This window comes from Thalassolituus hydrocarboniclasticus, assembly GCF_025345565.1.
Taxonomy (GTDB): Bacteria; Pseudomonadota; Gammaproteobacteria; order Pseudomonadales; family Oceanobacteraceae; genus Venatoribacter; species Venatoribacter hydrocarboniclasticus.
In genome coordinates this window covers 2,844,810-2,859,719 of sequence record NZ_CP054475.1, presented here as the reverse complement: position 1 = coordinate 2,859,719, position 14,910 = coordinate 2,844,810, and the positions used below count along the sequence as shown (strand labels likewise).

Genomic DNA, 14,910 nt, shown 5'->3' with positions numbered 1-14,910 from the left:
TTGCAGTGTCAGTAAAAGGAGTAAGAAAAGTGACTAAAAGCGTCAAATTTCTGAAGTAACAGGCAGACCATCATTGCAGTGCTGAGGGTAACAACATGGTTGATCGCGTAGATATTAATTCGGTTCTGATGCAGATGCGGCAGGTGAAAAACCAGCTGCGCAGCCAGAATGCCAATGCACCGCAGTCAGTCAATCCACAAACCACACTGAATCAGGTTCGACAGGCAAAGCTGAACGAAAATGAAACCGCAGTACGGGGTGATAATACCGTACCGGATTTTCAGAGCATGTTTAAAAATGCCATCGACAGTGTGAATGCCAATCAGAAAGTTGCCGGTAATCTGGCAACCCGTTTTGAGCAGGGTGATCCTTCCGTTGATTTACCGGAAGTGATGATTGCCCTGCAAAAATCCAGCGTTTCTTTTCAGGCTATGACCCAAGTGCGTAATAAACTGGTCGAAGCTTATAAAGACGTTATGAATATGCCGGTTTAATTCTGGTACTGACTTATGGATAACGCAGCCGCATCAACGACCGACGATCTGGAAGTTTCTCCGCCTGCCGCGCAGGAAACGGCAGAGGCTGGTCACCCGGTTTTATCGGGTTTTAATCGTCTTTCTATTGTTCGTCAGATCGGTGTTATTGCCGGTATCGCGCTGGTGATTGCCTTGGCGATTGCCATTCTGATGTGGTCGCGTGAACCAAGCTATAAACCGTTGATTCATCGTCTGCAGGATCATAATGCGCAGGACATTATTGAGGTACTGCAGCGCGAAAGTATCCCCTTCGAAATTGATCCCACGACCCAGATATTAATGGTGCAGGCCGGGGATCTGCATGAAGCCAGAATGAAACTGGCCGCCGCCAGCTTAATTGACGATAAAACCGTTGGTCTTGAAGTGCTGGATAAAGACAGCACACTGGGGACCAGCCAGTTTATTGAAAATGCCCGTTATCGCCGTGGCCTGGAAGGTGAGCTGGCGCGTACTATTGCCAGTGTGAAATCGGTGCGTAATGCCCGTGTGCATCTGGCATTGCCAAAACAATCGGTGTTTGTTCGCGATCAGCGCAAGCCGCGGGCGTCGGTCTTTGTTGAATTATATGCCGGTCGTGATTTATCCCGCGATCAGGTGGAAGCCATTGTTAATCTGGTGGCATCCAGTGTCAGCGAAATGGATCGGGCCGATGTGTCGGTGGTTGATCAGCAGGGTAATCTGCTGTCAAAAATAGAAGAGCAGAGCGGCGAAATGCTGGCTCACAAACAGCTTGAATATACCGAAAAAGTTCAGAGCTCAATTACCCAGGCGGTGAATAATATTCTTAAGCCGGTGCTGGGCAGCGACAACTATAAAGCAGAGGTCTCGGCCGATGTTGATTTCACGGTACAGGAGCAAAGTGAAGAACTGTACAACCCGGATTTAATTGCCCTGCGCAGCGAGCAGTTACTCAACGAAGAAAATGCCGATAAAACCAACGGCGGAATTCCGGGAGCCTTGTCCAATCAGCCGCCGGCTGCGGCCAATGCACCGGAAGTCGCTAATGGTGGTGCCGGAGGCGCTGGTGCAGCGGTTAACCGCCGCTCTGAATCGACCCGTAATTACGAAATTGACCGCACTCTGAGTTATAAACAACAGCAGGTTGGCCGTATCCGCCGCCTGACCGTTGCTGTGGTGGTGAATGACCGCGCGAGTGTGAATGCCGAAGGCGAAACGGTTTATACCCCCTGGACGGATAACGACCTGCAGCGTCTTGAAGTACTGGTAAAAGATGCCGTTGGTTTTAATGCCTCCCGCGGCGACAGCGTCAACGTCATTAATTCACCCTTTATGGGCAAAGGCGAAATTGAACTGGGTGATCCGGATTTCTGGACCCAGCCATGGTTCTGGGAAATCATGAAACAAATTCTTGCCGGCCTGTTTATTCTGGTGCTGATCTTTGGTGTGATCAGGCCTACTATCAAGAGTATTGCCAACCGTGGACGCGACGAAGCTTCGATCCTGCTGGATGAGCTGGAGGACGCTGAAGCCGGTCTGGATGATGACAAAGTCACCCTGGCGGGTATGGATGAATTCCTGCTGCCGGGGGCGTCAGAAAGTTTTGAGCGCCAGCTGGATGCACTGAAAGGGCTGATTGCCGAAGATCCGGCGCGGGTAGCTCAGGTCGTAATCAAGTGGGTGAACGAAGATCATGGCAAATGAGAACACACCAGCGGAAGCTGATAGCGGCCTGACCAAACTCAGCCGGCTGGAGCGTGCTGCCGTACTGCTGATGAGTCTGGGCGAAAAAGATGCGGCCGAAATTCTGAAGCATATGGGGCCGAAAGAAGTACAGCGCGTCGGTACCGCGATGGCGACTCTGAATAATATTAACCAGACCCAGGTCGAAGGGGTTGTGGCCGAGTTCCTTGAAGCGGTGAGCGGTCAGACCGGTATGGGGCTGGGCTCGGATAATTACATCCGTAACATGCTGACTCAGGCGCTGGGGAATGATAAGGCCGGTGCGCTCATCGACCGTATCCTGCTGGGCGGTAACACCACCGGTCTGGACTCGCTGAAATGGATGGAATCGCGTCAGGTGGCTGACCTGATCCGTCATGAGCACCCGCAGATTCAGGCCATTGTGGTCTCGTATCTGGACGCCGATCAGTCGGCGGAAATCCTCTCCAATTTTGATGAGAAAGTCCGCCTCGATATCATCATGCGTGTCGCCGCACTGGAAGCGGTACAGCCGGCAGCGCTGCACGAACTGAACGATATTCTTGAGCGTCAGTTCTCCGGCAAAGCGGGCGCGCAGACCACCAGTATTGGTGGTGTCAAAGTGGCGGCCAATATCGTCAACTTCGTCGACAGTACTATGGCCAGCGATCTGCTCGAACAGATCAAGGAAGTGGACGAAGATCTGGGTATTCAGATCCAGGACCTTATGTTCGTTTTCGACAATCTGGTGGATGTCGACGACCGCGGTATTCAGGCTCTGATGCGCGAAGTTTCTACCGATCTGTTGGTGGTTGCGCTGAAAGGCGCCGACCCGCTGGTACAGGAAAAAATCTTCAAAAATATGTCCAAACGTGCAGCCGAACTGCTGCGTGATGACCTTGAGGCCAAAGGGCCGGTCAAAGTCAGCGAAGTGGAAGGCGCACAGAAAGAAATTCTCACCATCGCCCGTCGTCTGGCCGATGCCGGCGAAATCGTGCTGGGCGGTGGCGGTGAGGCCATGATGTAACATGACAGAACTTCATCAGAAGCATCATCTGCCGCCCATTCCTGCTAAAGAAGCCAGGGAGGTAAAACCCTGGCGCCTGCCATTCTGGACCGAGCCTCCGGCCTGGCTGGTGGAGAAGGAAGCGGCTGAAAAAGCAGCGGCAGAACAGTCCTCCGATGAGGGCGATGATATTGCTGATGTCAGTCTGCCGACGGCCGAAGAGCTGGAAAATATCCGCCGCGATGCTTATAACGCGGGTCTTGAGCAGGGGCTTATCGAAGGGCGTCAGCAAGGGCAGCGTGAAGGCTATGACACCGGACATGCCGAAGGCTATAAAGCAGCTTTTGATCAGGGCCATGCCGAAGGCCGGGAAGAAGGCTTTGGTGCCGGTGAGGCGGATGGCAAACGCAAAGGCCAGGCCGATATCAATGCCGTGGTCGGGCGTCTTGAGCGGGTTATAAAACAACTGCAGAGTGCACTGAACGAGCGGGATCAGCAGTTGCCGGAGGTTCTGGCGGCACTGGTGGCCGGAATCTGCGAACGGGTTATTGGCTCTCAGCTGGCCGATGGCGCCGTGAATATTCACCGCTTTGTGCAGCATGCGCTTGCCGAGTTACCGTCAGGCGAGGAAGAGATCAAAGTGTTTGTTGGTCCGGATGATGCCCGTCATCTGCAGGCCAGTCTGGATGTTACCGGCCAGGAACTGCATTACAGTGTGGATGATAAACTCCCGGCTGGTGCTTGCCGTATCGAAAGTGAACACTCACTGGTGGAATATTCCGCGGCTGACCACCTTAATCAGTTGCTCGACAGTGTGTTACCACAACTGATGCATCATGCAGCCAGTTTTCCGGATGAGAGTGAACAGCAACAGTTGCCGGAAGCAGAGTCTGCTCCTGCAGCGGCTTCAGTGGCTGAGCAATTGCCGGCGGATGTATCTGAATCTGCTGGTTCCGAAATCAACACCGCCTTCAGTACAGCGCTTAATACAGGCGGCGATAGCCAGAATGATGCGCCGGCTGGTCAGGATGACGCAGATAATGCTGAGCCTGATGAGGATCACGGATATGAGCCTGAGTGAGCGCTGGCAGCATATTCAGTTGCCGGAAAAACCCTATCAGCCGAAAGTAGCCGGACGGCTTGTCCGGATGGTTGGCCTGACCCTGGAAGCGGTAGGGCTGAGCGTGCGGGTGGGTGACCGCTGCATGGTCGAGCGTAAGCAGGCCGAGGATATCGAAGCCGAAGTCGTTGGCTTTGACCGTGAACGTATTTTCCTGATGCCGATTGAGCAGGTCGATGGCCTGCGCGCCGGCGCCCGGGTATGGCCTCTGTCGGTTGCTGCTGATGTTCCGGTGGGGTTTAACCTGCTTGGCCGCGTGCTGGACGGCACGGGGCGGCCGCTGGACCAGAAAGGGCCTTTACAGGATGTTGATCAGGGCAACCTGCAGGGACGCCCGATAAACCCTCTGCACCGTGCTCCCATTCGCGAAACCCTGGATGTTGGTATCCGTGCAATCAATGCCTTGCTGACCGTTGGCCGCGGCCAGCGTATTGGTTTATTTGCCGGTTCCGGCGTCGGTAAAAGCGTGTTGCTCGGTATGATGACGCGCTTTACTCAGGCCGACATTATTGTGGTCGGGCTGATCGGTGAACGTGGCCGTGAGGTGAAAGAATTCATTGACGAAATTCTTGGTGAAGAAGGCCTGAGCCGCTCTGTGGTGGTGGCTTCTCCGGCGGATGACTCACCATTAATGCGCTTACGTGCCGCGCAGTATTGCACCTCGGTTGCCGAATATTTCCGTGATCAGGGGCAGAACGTTCTGCTGCTGATGGATTCGCTTACCCGTTATGCCCAGGCGCAGCGTGAAATTGCTTTGGCGGTGGGCGAACCGCCCGCGACCAAAGGTTATCCGCCGTCGGTGTTTAATAAATTGCCTAAATTGGTTGAACGCACTGGTAACGGTCAGGAAGGTGGCGGTTCTATTACCGCGTTTTATACCGTACTGAGTGAAGGCGATGATATGCAGGACCCGATCGCCGATGCCAGCCGGGCAATTCTTGATGGCCATATTGTGCTTTCACGTAAGCTGGCCGAAGAAGGCCATTATCCCGCCATTGATGTTGAAGCATCGGTCAGCCGGGTAATGCCGCAGATCGTCAGCGAGCAATGGCTGCGTAAGGCGCAGCTGTGTAAACAACTGATGTCTCATTACCGTCAGAATCAGGATCTGATCAGTGTTGGCGCTTATCAGCCTGGCAGCGATAACCTGTTGGATGTGGCGATTGAACGGCTGCCAAAAATCAAAGCGATGCTGCGCCAGAGCTTGCACGAAGGTGCTGACATGGCGGCGAGCGAAAAACAGCTGAACGATTTATTCCCGTCTCCTCCGCAGGCTAAACAGTGAGAAAGCATCCGCGTGCCCGCCGTCTGCAGGTGCTGCTTGATATGGCAGAAAAAGCCGAGCAGCAGGCACTGCAGGAATGGGGCCGGTTGCAGCAAAAGCTACAGCAGGAAGAGCAGCAGCGGGCACAACTTACCGGATATGCCAACGAGTATCAGCAGCAGTTGTCGTCACCGACAGGCAAAGCGCTCAGCTCTGGCTTTCTGCACAATACGCTGGGCTTTATTGGCCAGATTGAAACCGCACTCCGGACTCAGAATGAACAGATCAGACTGCTGCAGGATCGCACAGATGCTGCGCGTCGCCAGTATCTTGAGCATCATGGCAAGGTCAAAGCGCTGTCCGGATTAATGGACAGGCTGGACAGAGAGTACGAGCAGCAAGCAGATAAAGAATTACAGAAACAGTCTGATGAATGGGCAAACCGCGCCGCATTCCAGCGCACTTCTGTTAATAAAGATTAACCCCCATTACCTAATGCATAAGACTGACAAAGAGCTCCGCTATCCGTTTGTTGCCCCCTGCAACTAACGCGGCTGAAGTGATCATTTTTCCGTCATATTGCAGCAGTTTTTATCTTTCACGCATTTTTCCTCCACAGAATATCCCCTGAATAAGCTGTTATATGCAGAATCTCTAGCAGCTTTGTAATCAGCGTCTAATCTTAGTTATCAGACATTATGTAGGGCTTTGCTATGACTGATAGCGTCACCATCGACTGCGGCGAACGGCTCAGTATTGAACAGGTTGAAAAGCTGTATGCCAGCGCCGAGCAGGCATTGGCCACCGCTGGAGATATCAGTCTGATAGCAGGTCAGGTGCAATATTGTGATACGGCGGGTCTTCAGCTGGTGCTGTCGCTGCAAAGAACGCTGGAAAAAACCGGCCACAGAATTCACTGGCAAAGTGTCAGCGATTCGGTGCGGGAAATCTCTGCTTATCTTGGGCTGACCAGCGAATTAAATCTTAGCGAATAAGATTAACCTGCCGGGCCTTGAACGATTTTTAAACAACAGGAGCTGTAATATGGCGAGTATTTTAGCTGTCGATGACTCTGCATCCATGCGACAGATGGTGTCTTTTACCCTTCGTGGTGCCGGGCATGATGTGCAGGAGGCCTGCGATGGCGTACAGGCGCTGGAATTTGCCAGTAAGAAAAAATATGACCTGGTGCTGTCCGATGTGAACATGCCGAATATGAATGGCATCGAATTAGTTAAGGAATTACGCCAACTGGCCGATTATAAGTTTGTGCCCGTACTTATGCTGACGACTGAATCGGCTGGAGACGTAAAAGCACAGGGAAAGCAGGCCGGAGCAACAGGGTGGATTGTAAAACCTTTTAATCCGGAACAGCTTCTGAGCACGATCAAACGCGTTCTGGGGTAACCGGTATGAGCATCGATCTTTCGCAGTTTCATCAAATCTTCTTCGAAGAAAGCTTCGAAGGACTCGATGTGATGGAGAGTCAATTGCTGGACCTGCAGCCGCAGGAAGTCGATGCGGAAAGTGTTAATACTATTTTTCGTGCTGCTCACTCAATTAAAGGTGGTGCCGGTACCTTTGGCTTTATGCAGGTTTCGGAATTTACCCATGTCGTAGAAACACTACTGGATGAAATCCGCAGTGGCAGCCGCAGTATGCAGCGTGATTATATTGATCTTTTTCTGCAGTCAGTTGACTGTCTGCGGGCGATGCTTGGTAGTCTTCAGGCTGGCTCGGAACCGGATGGTGAACGCGCAGCTGCGTTAAAATCCAGCTTTGAAAAAATACTGAAGCAGCCTTCGGACGCTGAGCAGCAAGTACCTTCAGAACGGCAGGAACCGGAGGAAACATCAGCAGACAGTAGCATTCAGGGCTGGCGCATTATTTTCCGTCCGGCAGAAGATATTCTGCAAACCGGTAACGAACCATTCCGTATGTTCCGCGAACTGCAGGAACTGGTCGGTGCCGACAATCTGAGCGTAACCCCGGTAACCGATAATCTGCCTGAGTTTACCAGCCTGCATCCTGAACAATGTTACCTCAGCTGGATTCTGGAAGTGCGTGGCGATACCAGTCGCGATGATATCTCCGGTGTATTTGAATGGGTTGCAGATGATTGTGAGATTGAATATCAGCCGTTATCAGCCGTTGCCGCCGATGACGGTACTGCGCTGGCAGACCAGGCGGAGGCAGAAACAGAACCCTCTGACATCAGTGCGGAGCTAACTGCTCCGGCAATACCGGATAAAGTTACAGAGGCACTCAGCGCATCTGCAGCTAATAAACCCGCACCTGCTGCGACTCCCCGTGCGGCTGTTAAATCTAATGAGCCTTCATCTATCCGGGTATCCATCGATAAAGTCGACAGTCTTATTAATATGGTCGGTGAGCTGGTTATTACTCAGTCTATGCTCGGACAATTGGGGCAGGATTTTGATATGAGCCGTCTTGCCCGCCTGCAGGAAGGACTTGCGCAGTTAGAACAGAATACCCGAGAGCTGCAGGAAAGCGTGATGAAGATCCGCATGATGCCGATCAGTTTCGCGTTCAGCCGCTTCCCGCGTCTGGTTCGTGACCTGGGCGGACAGCTGGGAAAACAGGTAAATCTGGTCATGCTGGGTGAAAATACCGAGCTGGATAAAACCGTGATGGAAAAAATCGGCGATCCATTGGTACATCTGGTACGTAATTCTCTTGATCATGGTCTGGAAACAACGGAACAGCGTCTGGCTGCCGGTAAACCTGCAGAGGGGACTATCACTCTGAACGCTTATCATCAGGGCGGTAATATCGTTATTGAAGTAAAAGACGATGGCGCCGGGCTGAATGAAGAGCGGATTTTAAATAAAGCCAGGCAGAAAAAACTGATTCCGGAAACTCAGGAACTCAGCAGTGAAGAGATCCATCAGCTTATTTTCCTCCCGGGGTTTTCTACCGCCGATGTCGTTAGTGATATCTCCGGTCGCGGTGTCGGAATGGATGTTGTCCGGCGTAATATCACTGAGCTTAATGGCAGTATTGAGGTGAAATCCAAACTTGGTAAAGGATCTACCTTCATCATTCGTTTACCGCTGACCCTGGCGATTCTTGATGGTCAGCTGGTTAAGGTGAAAGACGAAACCTATATTTTCCCTCTGGTTTCTATTGTTGAGTCCATTCAGCTGCAGAAGCGCTCGCTGAATCATGTGACTGGCAGTCAGTATGTGATGAAACTACGGGATGAATACATCCCAATTGTTCGCCTTGATGAACTGTTCAATCTTCGCGCTACTGAGGATGAGTTCGAAAACCCGATGCTGGTCGTGGTCGAGGGTGATAATGAAAAGATAGGCATTGTTGTTGATGATCTTCTCGGCCAGCAGCAGGTTGTTATTAAAAGTCTGGAACAAAACTATCAGAGAGTTACCGGGGTATCTGGCGCTACTATTCTTGGTGATGGAACCGTTGCATTAATTATTGATGTTTCTGACGTCGGTAAAAATCTGGATAAATCTGTGACGGGCCATGCCCGGCCAGATCAGGCAGCATAGGAAATATTATGGATGTTGTAACAAGTTCAGGAAAAAGTGAATCGGGTACTGCCGATGAACAGCAATATCTTACTTTCATGATGTCAGATGAAGAATATGGTGTTGATATTCTTGCTGTTCAGGAAATACGGGGCTGGGAAGAATCAACCCTGATACCCAATGCGCCTGAGTACATCCGTGGTGTTATTAATCTCCGTGGAACAATTGTACCGATTATGGACTTGCGTATCCGTTTTGGTCTTAAACGTATTGAATACAGCCCTGTGACGGTTGTCATTATTCTGAAAGTTGAACGCGATAGCGGTGAGCGGGTTATGGGAATCGTGGTCGATGCTGTGTCTGATGTTTATACCATTGCAGATGCATCCACACGTAAACCGCCGGAACTTACCGAAGACAAAAATTCAGGATTTATAAAAGGGCTGGTTAACGTTAACGAGAAAATGGTCATTCTTCTTGATGTAGGCAAGCTCTTGTCTATCCAGGGCAGTTTTGAAGATGGCGCTATTTTAAGGCATGAATCTTATCAGGGATCTGAGGCCGAATAATATGAACAATGCAATGAAAAATCCGTTTCTATCTGTTGCCATACCACTTTCTCCGGTGATTCTGGCGTTGTTATATTTATCGGTTAACCGCACTGACGACACGGTTGTAAATCTCCTTGTCAGTTTGATTGCCCTGGCCGTAAGTGCCGGTATCAGTTATCAATCCGGGCGAGGAGGAATTTCAGGTGCTTCTGCAGAAGAATCTGAGCGTCTGAGTAAAGCTCTCGAAGTATGCAATACCAATGTAATGATTGCAGACTCTCAGAATAACATCCGTTATCTGAATGATTCGGTGAAGGAAATGCTGAATGCAGCCGAGAGTGATATTCAGAAGGATCTTCCTGCATTCTCTGTAAGGACTCTGCTGGGAACGAATATGGATGTATTTCATAAGGATCCTTCGCACCAGAAATCCATGATTGCATCACTCAAAACGAAATATAACGCCAACATCAAAGTTGGTGGCCGGTCTTTTAACCTGATAGCTACACCTCTTTTTTCATCTTCAGGTTCACGTCTCGGAACGGTTGTTGAGTGGCTGGATCAGACAGAAGCTTTACGTCAGGAGGAGCGTGAGCAAAGACTCTCTCAGGAAAATCAGCGTATTAAGCAGGCATTGGATGTGTGTCAGGCCAATGTCATGATGGCTGATGAGAACAACAATGTTATTTATCTTAACGGCTCTGTTCAGGAAATGCTCAGTCAGGCGGAATCAGATCTTAAGAAGGATCTTCCGCATTTCTCTGTCGATAAGGTGCTGGGATCGAATATCGATATATTCCACAAAAACCCTGAACATCAGCGTGCAATGCTGAGCAGTCTGAAAAGTATTTATCAGACCAGAATTTCTGTAGGAGGCCGGACTTTTAACCTTGTCGCCTCACCGGTATTCAATGAGAAAAGTGAACGCCTTGGCACTGTCGTCGAATGGCAGGATATGACTGCAGAGCTTGCCCGCCTGGCGAGTGAAAAGCAGATGGCTGACAGTAATGCCCGTGTTAAGCAGGCGCTGGATGTTGTCACTACTAATGCGATGATCGCGGACAATGACTTGCACATCGTATACATGAATCAGGCTGTAAAAAGCATGATGAAGAATGCCGAATCTGATTTACGGCTGGATATCCCCGGATTCGATGCAAGTCGCTTGGAAGGACAGAATATTGATGTCTTCCATAAGCGGCCGGAGCACCAGCGCACTATGCTGGCTGCCTTGCAGAATACCTATAAAACCCAGATCACTGTCGGTGGCCGTACCTTTGGTCTGATTGCTAACCCAATTTTCAATGATGAAAAAGAACGCATCGGCACTATTGTCGAATGGAAAGACCGTACCGATGAGGTATCGGCTGAACAGGAAATTGATCGTATTGTAGAAGCAGCAGCTTCCGGTGATCTCTCCCGTCGTATTGATCTGAGCGGCAAGGAAGGATTTTTCCTGAACCTTGGTCAGGGGCTGAATCGTCTGCTGACCATCGCCGATAGTGTTATCAGCGACACAATCCGTGTATTTGATGCACTTGCACATGGAAATTTAACGCGAAAAATTGACGATGATTATCAGGGGGCATTCGATAAGCTCAAGCAGGATGCTAACGCTACCGTTGATCGTCTGACCGATATTATTACGCGTATCCGTGAAGCGGCATCAACGGTTTCAACCGGTGCCAGTGAAATCGCTCAGGGTAATGCCGATCTGAGTAAGCGGACAGAATCGCAGGCATCCAGTCTGGAAGAAACCGCTTCCAGCATGGAAGAGATGACCAGTGCTGTGAAGCAAACCAGCGAAAACTCAGTACATGCCAATGAGCTGGCCAGCTCTGCGAAACAAAAAGCTCAGGTCGGCGGGGATGTTGTCAGCAAAGCTGTGGTCGCAATGGATGAGATTAATGCGGCCAGTAAAAAGATCGCAGATATTATCAGTGTGATTGATGAAATTGCCTTCCAGACCAACCTTCTGGCTCTTAATGCTGCGGTTGAAGCAGCAAGAGCAGGTGAGCAGGGCCGTGGCTTTGCGGTAGTTGCGGGCGAAGTCCGTAATCTGGCGCAGCGCTCAGCAGGTGCCGCCCGTGAAATTAAAGATCTGATCCGTGACAGTGTTGATAAGGTTGATGCGGGTACATCGCTGGTTAACGAATCAGGGAAAACACTGAGTGAAATTATCCAGGCTGTGGATCGGGTGTCGGTGATGATTCAGGAAATCAGTACGGCAGCCAGAGAGCAATCGTCCGGTATTGAGCAGGTAAACAGTGCCGTCGCTCAAATGGACGAAATGACCCAGCAAAATGCTGCATTGGTTGAAGAGGCTTCGGCTGCAGGTGAGGCTATGGCTGAACAGGCTCAGTCCATGCTGCAGATGATGGAGTTCTTCAGTGTTGATGGCCACCCGCGTCAAATGGCACCAGCATTAACTCCGGTTTCAGCGCCTAAACCTGCAGTTGTTGCTCAAAACGGAGGGCACACTCATGGTCAGAAAAACATGGGCTTGTCTGTTAAGGATGACGATGATGAATGGGCAGAGTTCTGATTGCTGATTTATGACTATGCAAATTGTAGCGCCGGAGGCTGGCAGCGAAGTCCGTGAATTCCTGATGACCGATGAGGACTTCGCACAGATCGCTCATCTGGCGGGAGAACTCACAGGTATTGTTCTGGGAAACCATAAACGTAATATGGTCTACAGCCGGATTGCCCGACGTGTTCGGGCGTGCGGCTATTCTACCTTTCGTCAGTATCTTGATTATCTGGAGAAGAATCTGGATGCTGAATCCACAGAATTCATTAATTCGCTGACAACGAATCTGACTTCTTTCTTTCGTGAAGAACATCATTTCACTTTTCTGAAGGAAGCGCTGTTTCCGCAGTTGAGATTTGCTAACAAAGAGCGCAAGCGATTACGTATCTGGTCGGCAGGTTGCTCTATCGGACAGGAAGCCTACTCAATTGCAATTACTCTCCGGCAGGTTGGTTTTCCGTCAGACTGGGATATCAAAATTCTGGCTACGGATCTGGACTCTAATGTACTGGACACCGGCCGCTCCGGAGTATATCCGGCATCTCATGTTGAAGGGCTGGAGCAGGGGTTAGTTAAGAGATTCTTCCTGCGTAGTCGTGATGAACGCTCGGTTCAGGTTAAAGATGAAATCAGGAGTCTGGTTTATTTCAAGCGCCTGAACCTTCTCGAAAACTGGCCTGTTAAAGGCCCGTTTGATGTGATTTTCTGCCGTAATGTTGTTATTTATTTTAATAAAGATACACAGCGGATTCTTTTCGACCGGTATGCCGATCTTCTGCCCATCGGAGGACACCTCATGATCGGGCACTCAGAAAATCTATCTGGGATAACTGATCGATTTGAATCATTGGGAAATACTATCTACCGGAAAATAAAATGACCATGATTCTATCCGGACGTCCGGTTCAGCCACCTGTCAGTGCAGGGTTTGAGCATGTTAACCGTTACTGGGATAACGTTCATCAGACCTGGGCTGCAAAAATCCTTCCGGGAGAATTCTATGTCTCAACACATGGTGAAATGATCGTAACAGTGCTTGGTTCATGTATTGCAGCCTGTATCCGTGATCGTGTCCGTGGTATTGGTGGGATGAATCATTTTATGCTTCCTGAGCAGGGTGAGCATTCATCAGATGTATGGGGAACAAATCCATCAACCCATGCTTCCCGCTATGGCAACTGGGCTATGGAATATCTGATTAACGAGATACTCAAGCGGGGCGGCCGGCGCGAAAATCTGGAAGTAAAACTGTTTGGTGGTGGACAGATGATTGCTTCGATGAGTGATATTGGGCAGCGTAATATACTGTTTGCCTATAACTATCTGGCAAATGAGAACATTACCGTGGTTGCTTCAGATGTTGGTGATGTATTTGCCCGGAAAGTTCTTTATTTTCCTGATACCGGATCTGTAAAGGTGCGGCGTATCAAACAACTGCAGAACGATACACTGATCGTTCGGGAAGAAGCATACAAAAAAGCGGTTTCGCAATCATCTGAACCTGATGCTACCTCTGTTGATCTGTTCTGAGAGGAATTATGAGCAATAAGATCAGATTGTTAATCATAGATGACTCGGTGCTCATCAGAAAAATGCTTAAAGAAGTGTTTGATGCCACTGAGGATATCGAAGTGATCGGCATGGCGGCTGATCCCTTTATTGCACGGGAGAAAATCAAGCAGCTGAATCCGGATGTTCTGACTCTGGATGTTGAAATGCCAAGAATGAATGGCCTGCAGTTCCTGAATAACCTGATGCGGCTGCGACCGATGCCTGTGGTTATGGTCTCTACTCTGACTGAAGCCGGTGCTCCCGCTACGCTGGATGCTCTGGAAATGGGGGCGGTAGATTACATAACTAAGCCGCAGGCGCACAATGAAGAAAGCTTTCTGTCCTTCGCAGCGGCTTTGACCGATAAAGTCCGCATGGCATCCCGTGCCAGAGTGCAGCCCCTGAGTAGTGCAAAAGTATTAAGGCCTCTGCCCGTAGTGCAGGCGTCTGTTAATTATCGTCGCTGGATTGTGATCGGATCATCTACCGGAGGAACTGAAGCGATCCGGGAAGTGTTGAGCCGCTTGCCGGCTCATTGCCCTCCTGTTGTGATTACGCAGCATATACCGGCTGTATTCAGTGCCTCACTGGCGATGCGTCTCGATCGTACGATGGAGATAGAAGTCCGTGAGGCCTGTGACGGTCTGGAGGTTCGGCCTGGCCGGGCGATCATTGCCCATGGTGATTACCATCTGCGTTTCCGTCGTGAAGGGCAGAGTTATTACTGTATTCTGGATGATGGTGAAAAAGTAAATCGCCACCGGCCATCGGTTGAGGTTATGTTTGATGATCTGGCTGAAAAAATGGATGGAAAGCGTCTGGTTGCTGTCATGCTTACAGGCATGGGGGCTGACGGTGCCAAAGCGATGCAGCGGTTGCATGACGCTGGTGCTTACACTCTGGCCCAGGACGAAGCCAGCAGTGTTGTCTGGGGCATGCCTAAGGCCGCAATTGACCTTGGCGCAGTCGATAAAGTCGCGCCTCTGTCGCGAATTGCTGAGCTGATGCTGGAGGCAGCGGTATAAGAATTTTATGTGGCAGGCTGTGATAAGCGACAATGACAAAAGACATCTTTGTGCTAAACCTATTGAAGGAATCATGCGATAACGACAGAATCAGATAATCCTGTAAATTGTAGTCAGGCAAGTATTACAAAACTCAGGATAATGTTCTTGTTG

At 50.3% G+C, this 14,910-nt stretch carries 14 protein-coding genes; all 14 read left to right on the top strand.

Translation table 11 applies throughout. The annotated features are described in order from the left end of the window. Nucleotides 1–95 precede the first annotated feature (95 nt). Nucleotides 96–494, top strand: coding sequence for a flagellar hook-basal body complex protein FliE (fliE, locus tag HUF19_RS12825; protein ID WP_260996982.1), 399 nt, complete (start codon nucleotides 96–98; stop codon nucleotides 492–494). 15 nt (nucleotides 495–509) lie between these two features. Next, nucleotides 510–2,198 carry a flagellar basal-body MS-ring/collar protein FliF gene (gene fliF / locus HUF19_RS12820; RefSeq protein ID WP_260996981.1) on the top strand — a complete coding sequence of 563 codons (1,689 nt, stop codon included), beginning with the start codon at nucleotides 510–512 and terminating at the stop codon, nucleotides 2,196–2,198. Then, on the top strand, nucleotides 2,188–3,222 hold the full coding sequence (gene fliG, locus HUF19_RS12815) for a flagellar motor switch protein FliG (protein ID WP_260996980.1): 1,035 nt from the start codon (nucleotides 2,188–2,190) through the stop codon (nucleotides 3,220–3,222). The genes fliF and fliG overlap by 11 nt, the downstream gene beginning before the upstream one ends. Before the next feature lies 1 nt (nucleotide 3,223). Then, a complete protein-coding gene (locus tag HUF19_RS12810; RefSeq protein ID WP_260996979.1) occupies nucleotides 3,224–4,282 on the top strand; it encodes a FliH/SctL family protein in 1,059 nt (352 codons plus the stop codon). Beyond that, nucleotides 4,269–5,606 carry a flagellar protein export ATPase FliI gene (fliI, locus tag HUF19_RS12805; protein ID WP_260996978.1) on the top strand — a complete coding sequence of 446 codons (1,338 nt, stop codon included), beginning with the start codon at nucleotides 4,269–4,271 and terminating at the stop codon, nucleotides 5,604–5,606. The genes HUF19_RS12810 and fliI overlap by 14 nt, the downstream gene beginning before the upstream one ends. Further along, nucleotides 5,603–6,067 carry a flagellar export protein FliJ gene (gene fliJ, locus HUF19_RS12800; RefSeq protein ID WP_260996977.1) on the top strand — a complete coding sequence of 155 codons (465 nt, stop codon included), beginning with the start codon at nucleotides 5,603–5,605 and terminating at the stop codon, nucleotides 6,065–6,067. The genes fliI and fliJ overlap by 4 nt, the downstream gene beginning before the upstream one ends. Before the next feature lie 231 nt (nucleotides 6,068–6,298). Beyond that, nucleotides 6,299–6,580, top strand: coding sequence for an STAS domain-containing protein (locus tag HUF19_RS12795; RefSeq protein ID WP_260996976.1), 282 nt, complete (start codon nucleotides 6,299–6,301; stop codon nucleotides 6,578–6,580). Between the two features lie 49 nt (nucleotides 6,581–6,629). Continuing rightward, nucleotides 6,630–6,992: a response regulator gene (locus HUF19_RS12790; protein WP_260996975.1), complete on the top strand. Its 363-nt coding sequence runs from the start codon at nucleotides 6,630–6,632 to the stop codon at nucleotides 6,990–6,992. 5 nt (nucleotides 6,993–6,997) lie between these two features. Beyond that, the gene (locus HUF19_RS12785; RefSeq protein ID WP_260996974.1) at nucleotides 6,998–9,118 is read left to right on the top strand and encodes a chemotaxis protein CheA; all 2,121 of its coding nucleotides are present in this window, start codon (nucleotides 6,998–7,000) and stop codon (nucleotides 9,116–9,118) included. A gap of 8 nt (nucleotides 9,119–9,126) precedes the next feature. Beyond that, nucleotides 9,127–9,666: a chemotaxis protein CheW gene (locus HUF19_RS12780; protein WP_260996973.1), complete on the top strand. Its 540-nt coding sequence runs from the start codon at nucleotides 9,127–9,129 to the stop codon at nucleotides 9,664–9,666. Between the two features lies 1 nt (nucleotide 9,667). Continuing rightward, on the top strand, nucleotides 9,668–12,193 hold the full coding sequence (locus tag HUF19_RS12775; protein ID WP_270049423.1) for a methyl-accepting chemotaxis protein: 2,526 nt from the start codon (nucleotides 9,668–9,670) through the stop codon (nucleotides 12,191–12,193). A gap of 10 nt (nucleotides 12,194–12,203) precedes the next feature. Then, nucleotides 12,204–13,061, top strand: a complete 858-nt coding sequence (locus tag HUF19_RS12770) for a CheR family methyltransferase (protein ID WP_260996972.1) — start codon at nucleotides 12,204–12,206, stop codon at nucleotides 13,059–13,061. Next, entirely contained in the window at nucleotides 13,058–13,711 is a 654-nt protein-coding gene (cheD, locus tag HUF19_RS12765; protein WP_260996971.1) for a chemoreceptor glutamine deamidase CheD, read from the top strand. The genes HUF19_RS12770 and cheD overlap by 4 nt, the downstream gene beginning before the upstream one ends. 8 nt (nucleotides 13,712–13,719) lie before the next feature. Beyond that, complete coding sequence (locus HUF19_RS12760; protein WP_260996970.1) at nucleotides 13,720–14,757, top strand: protein-glutamate methylesterase/protein-glutamine glutaminase; 1,038 nt, start codon at nucleotides 13,720–13,722, stop codon at nucleotides 14,755–14,757. Nucleotides 14,758–14,910 lie beyond the last annotated feature (153 nt).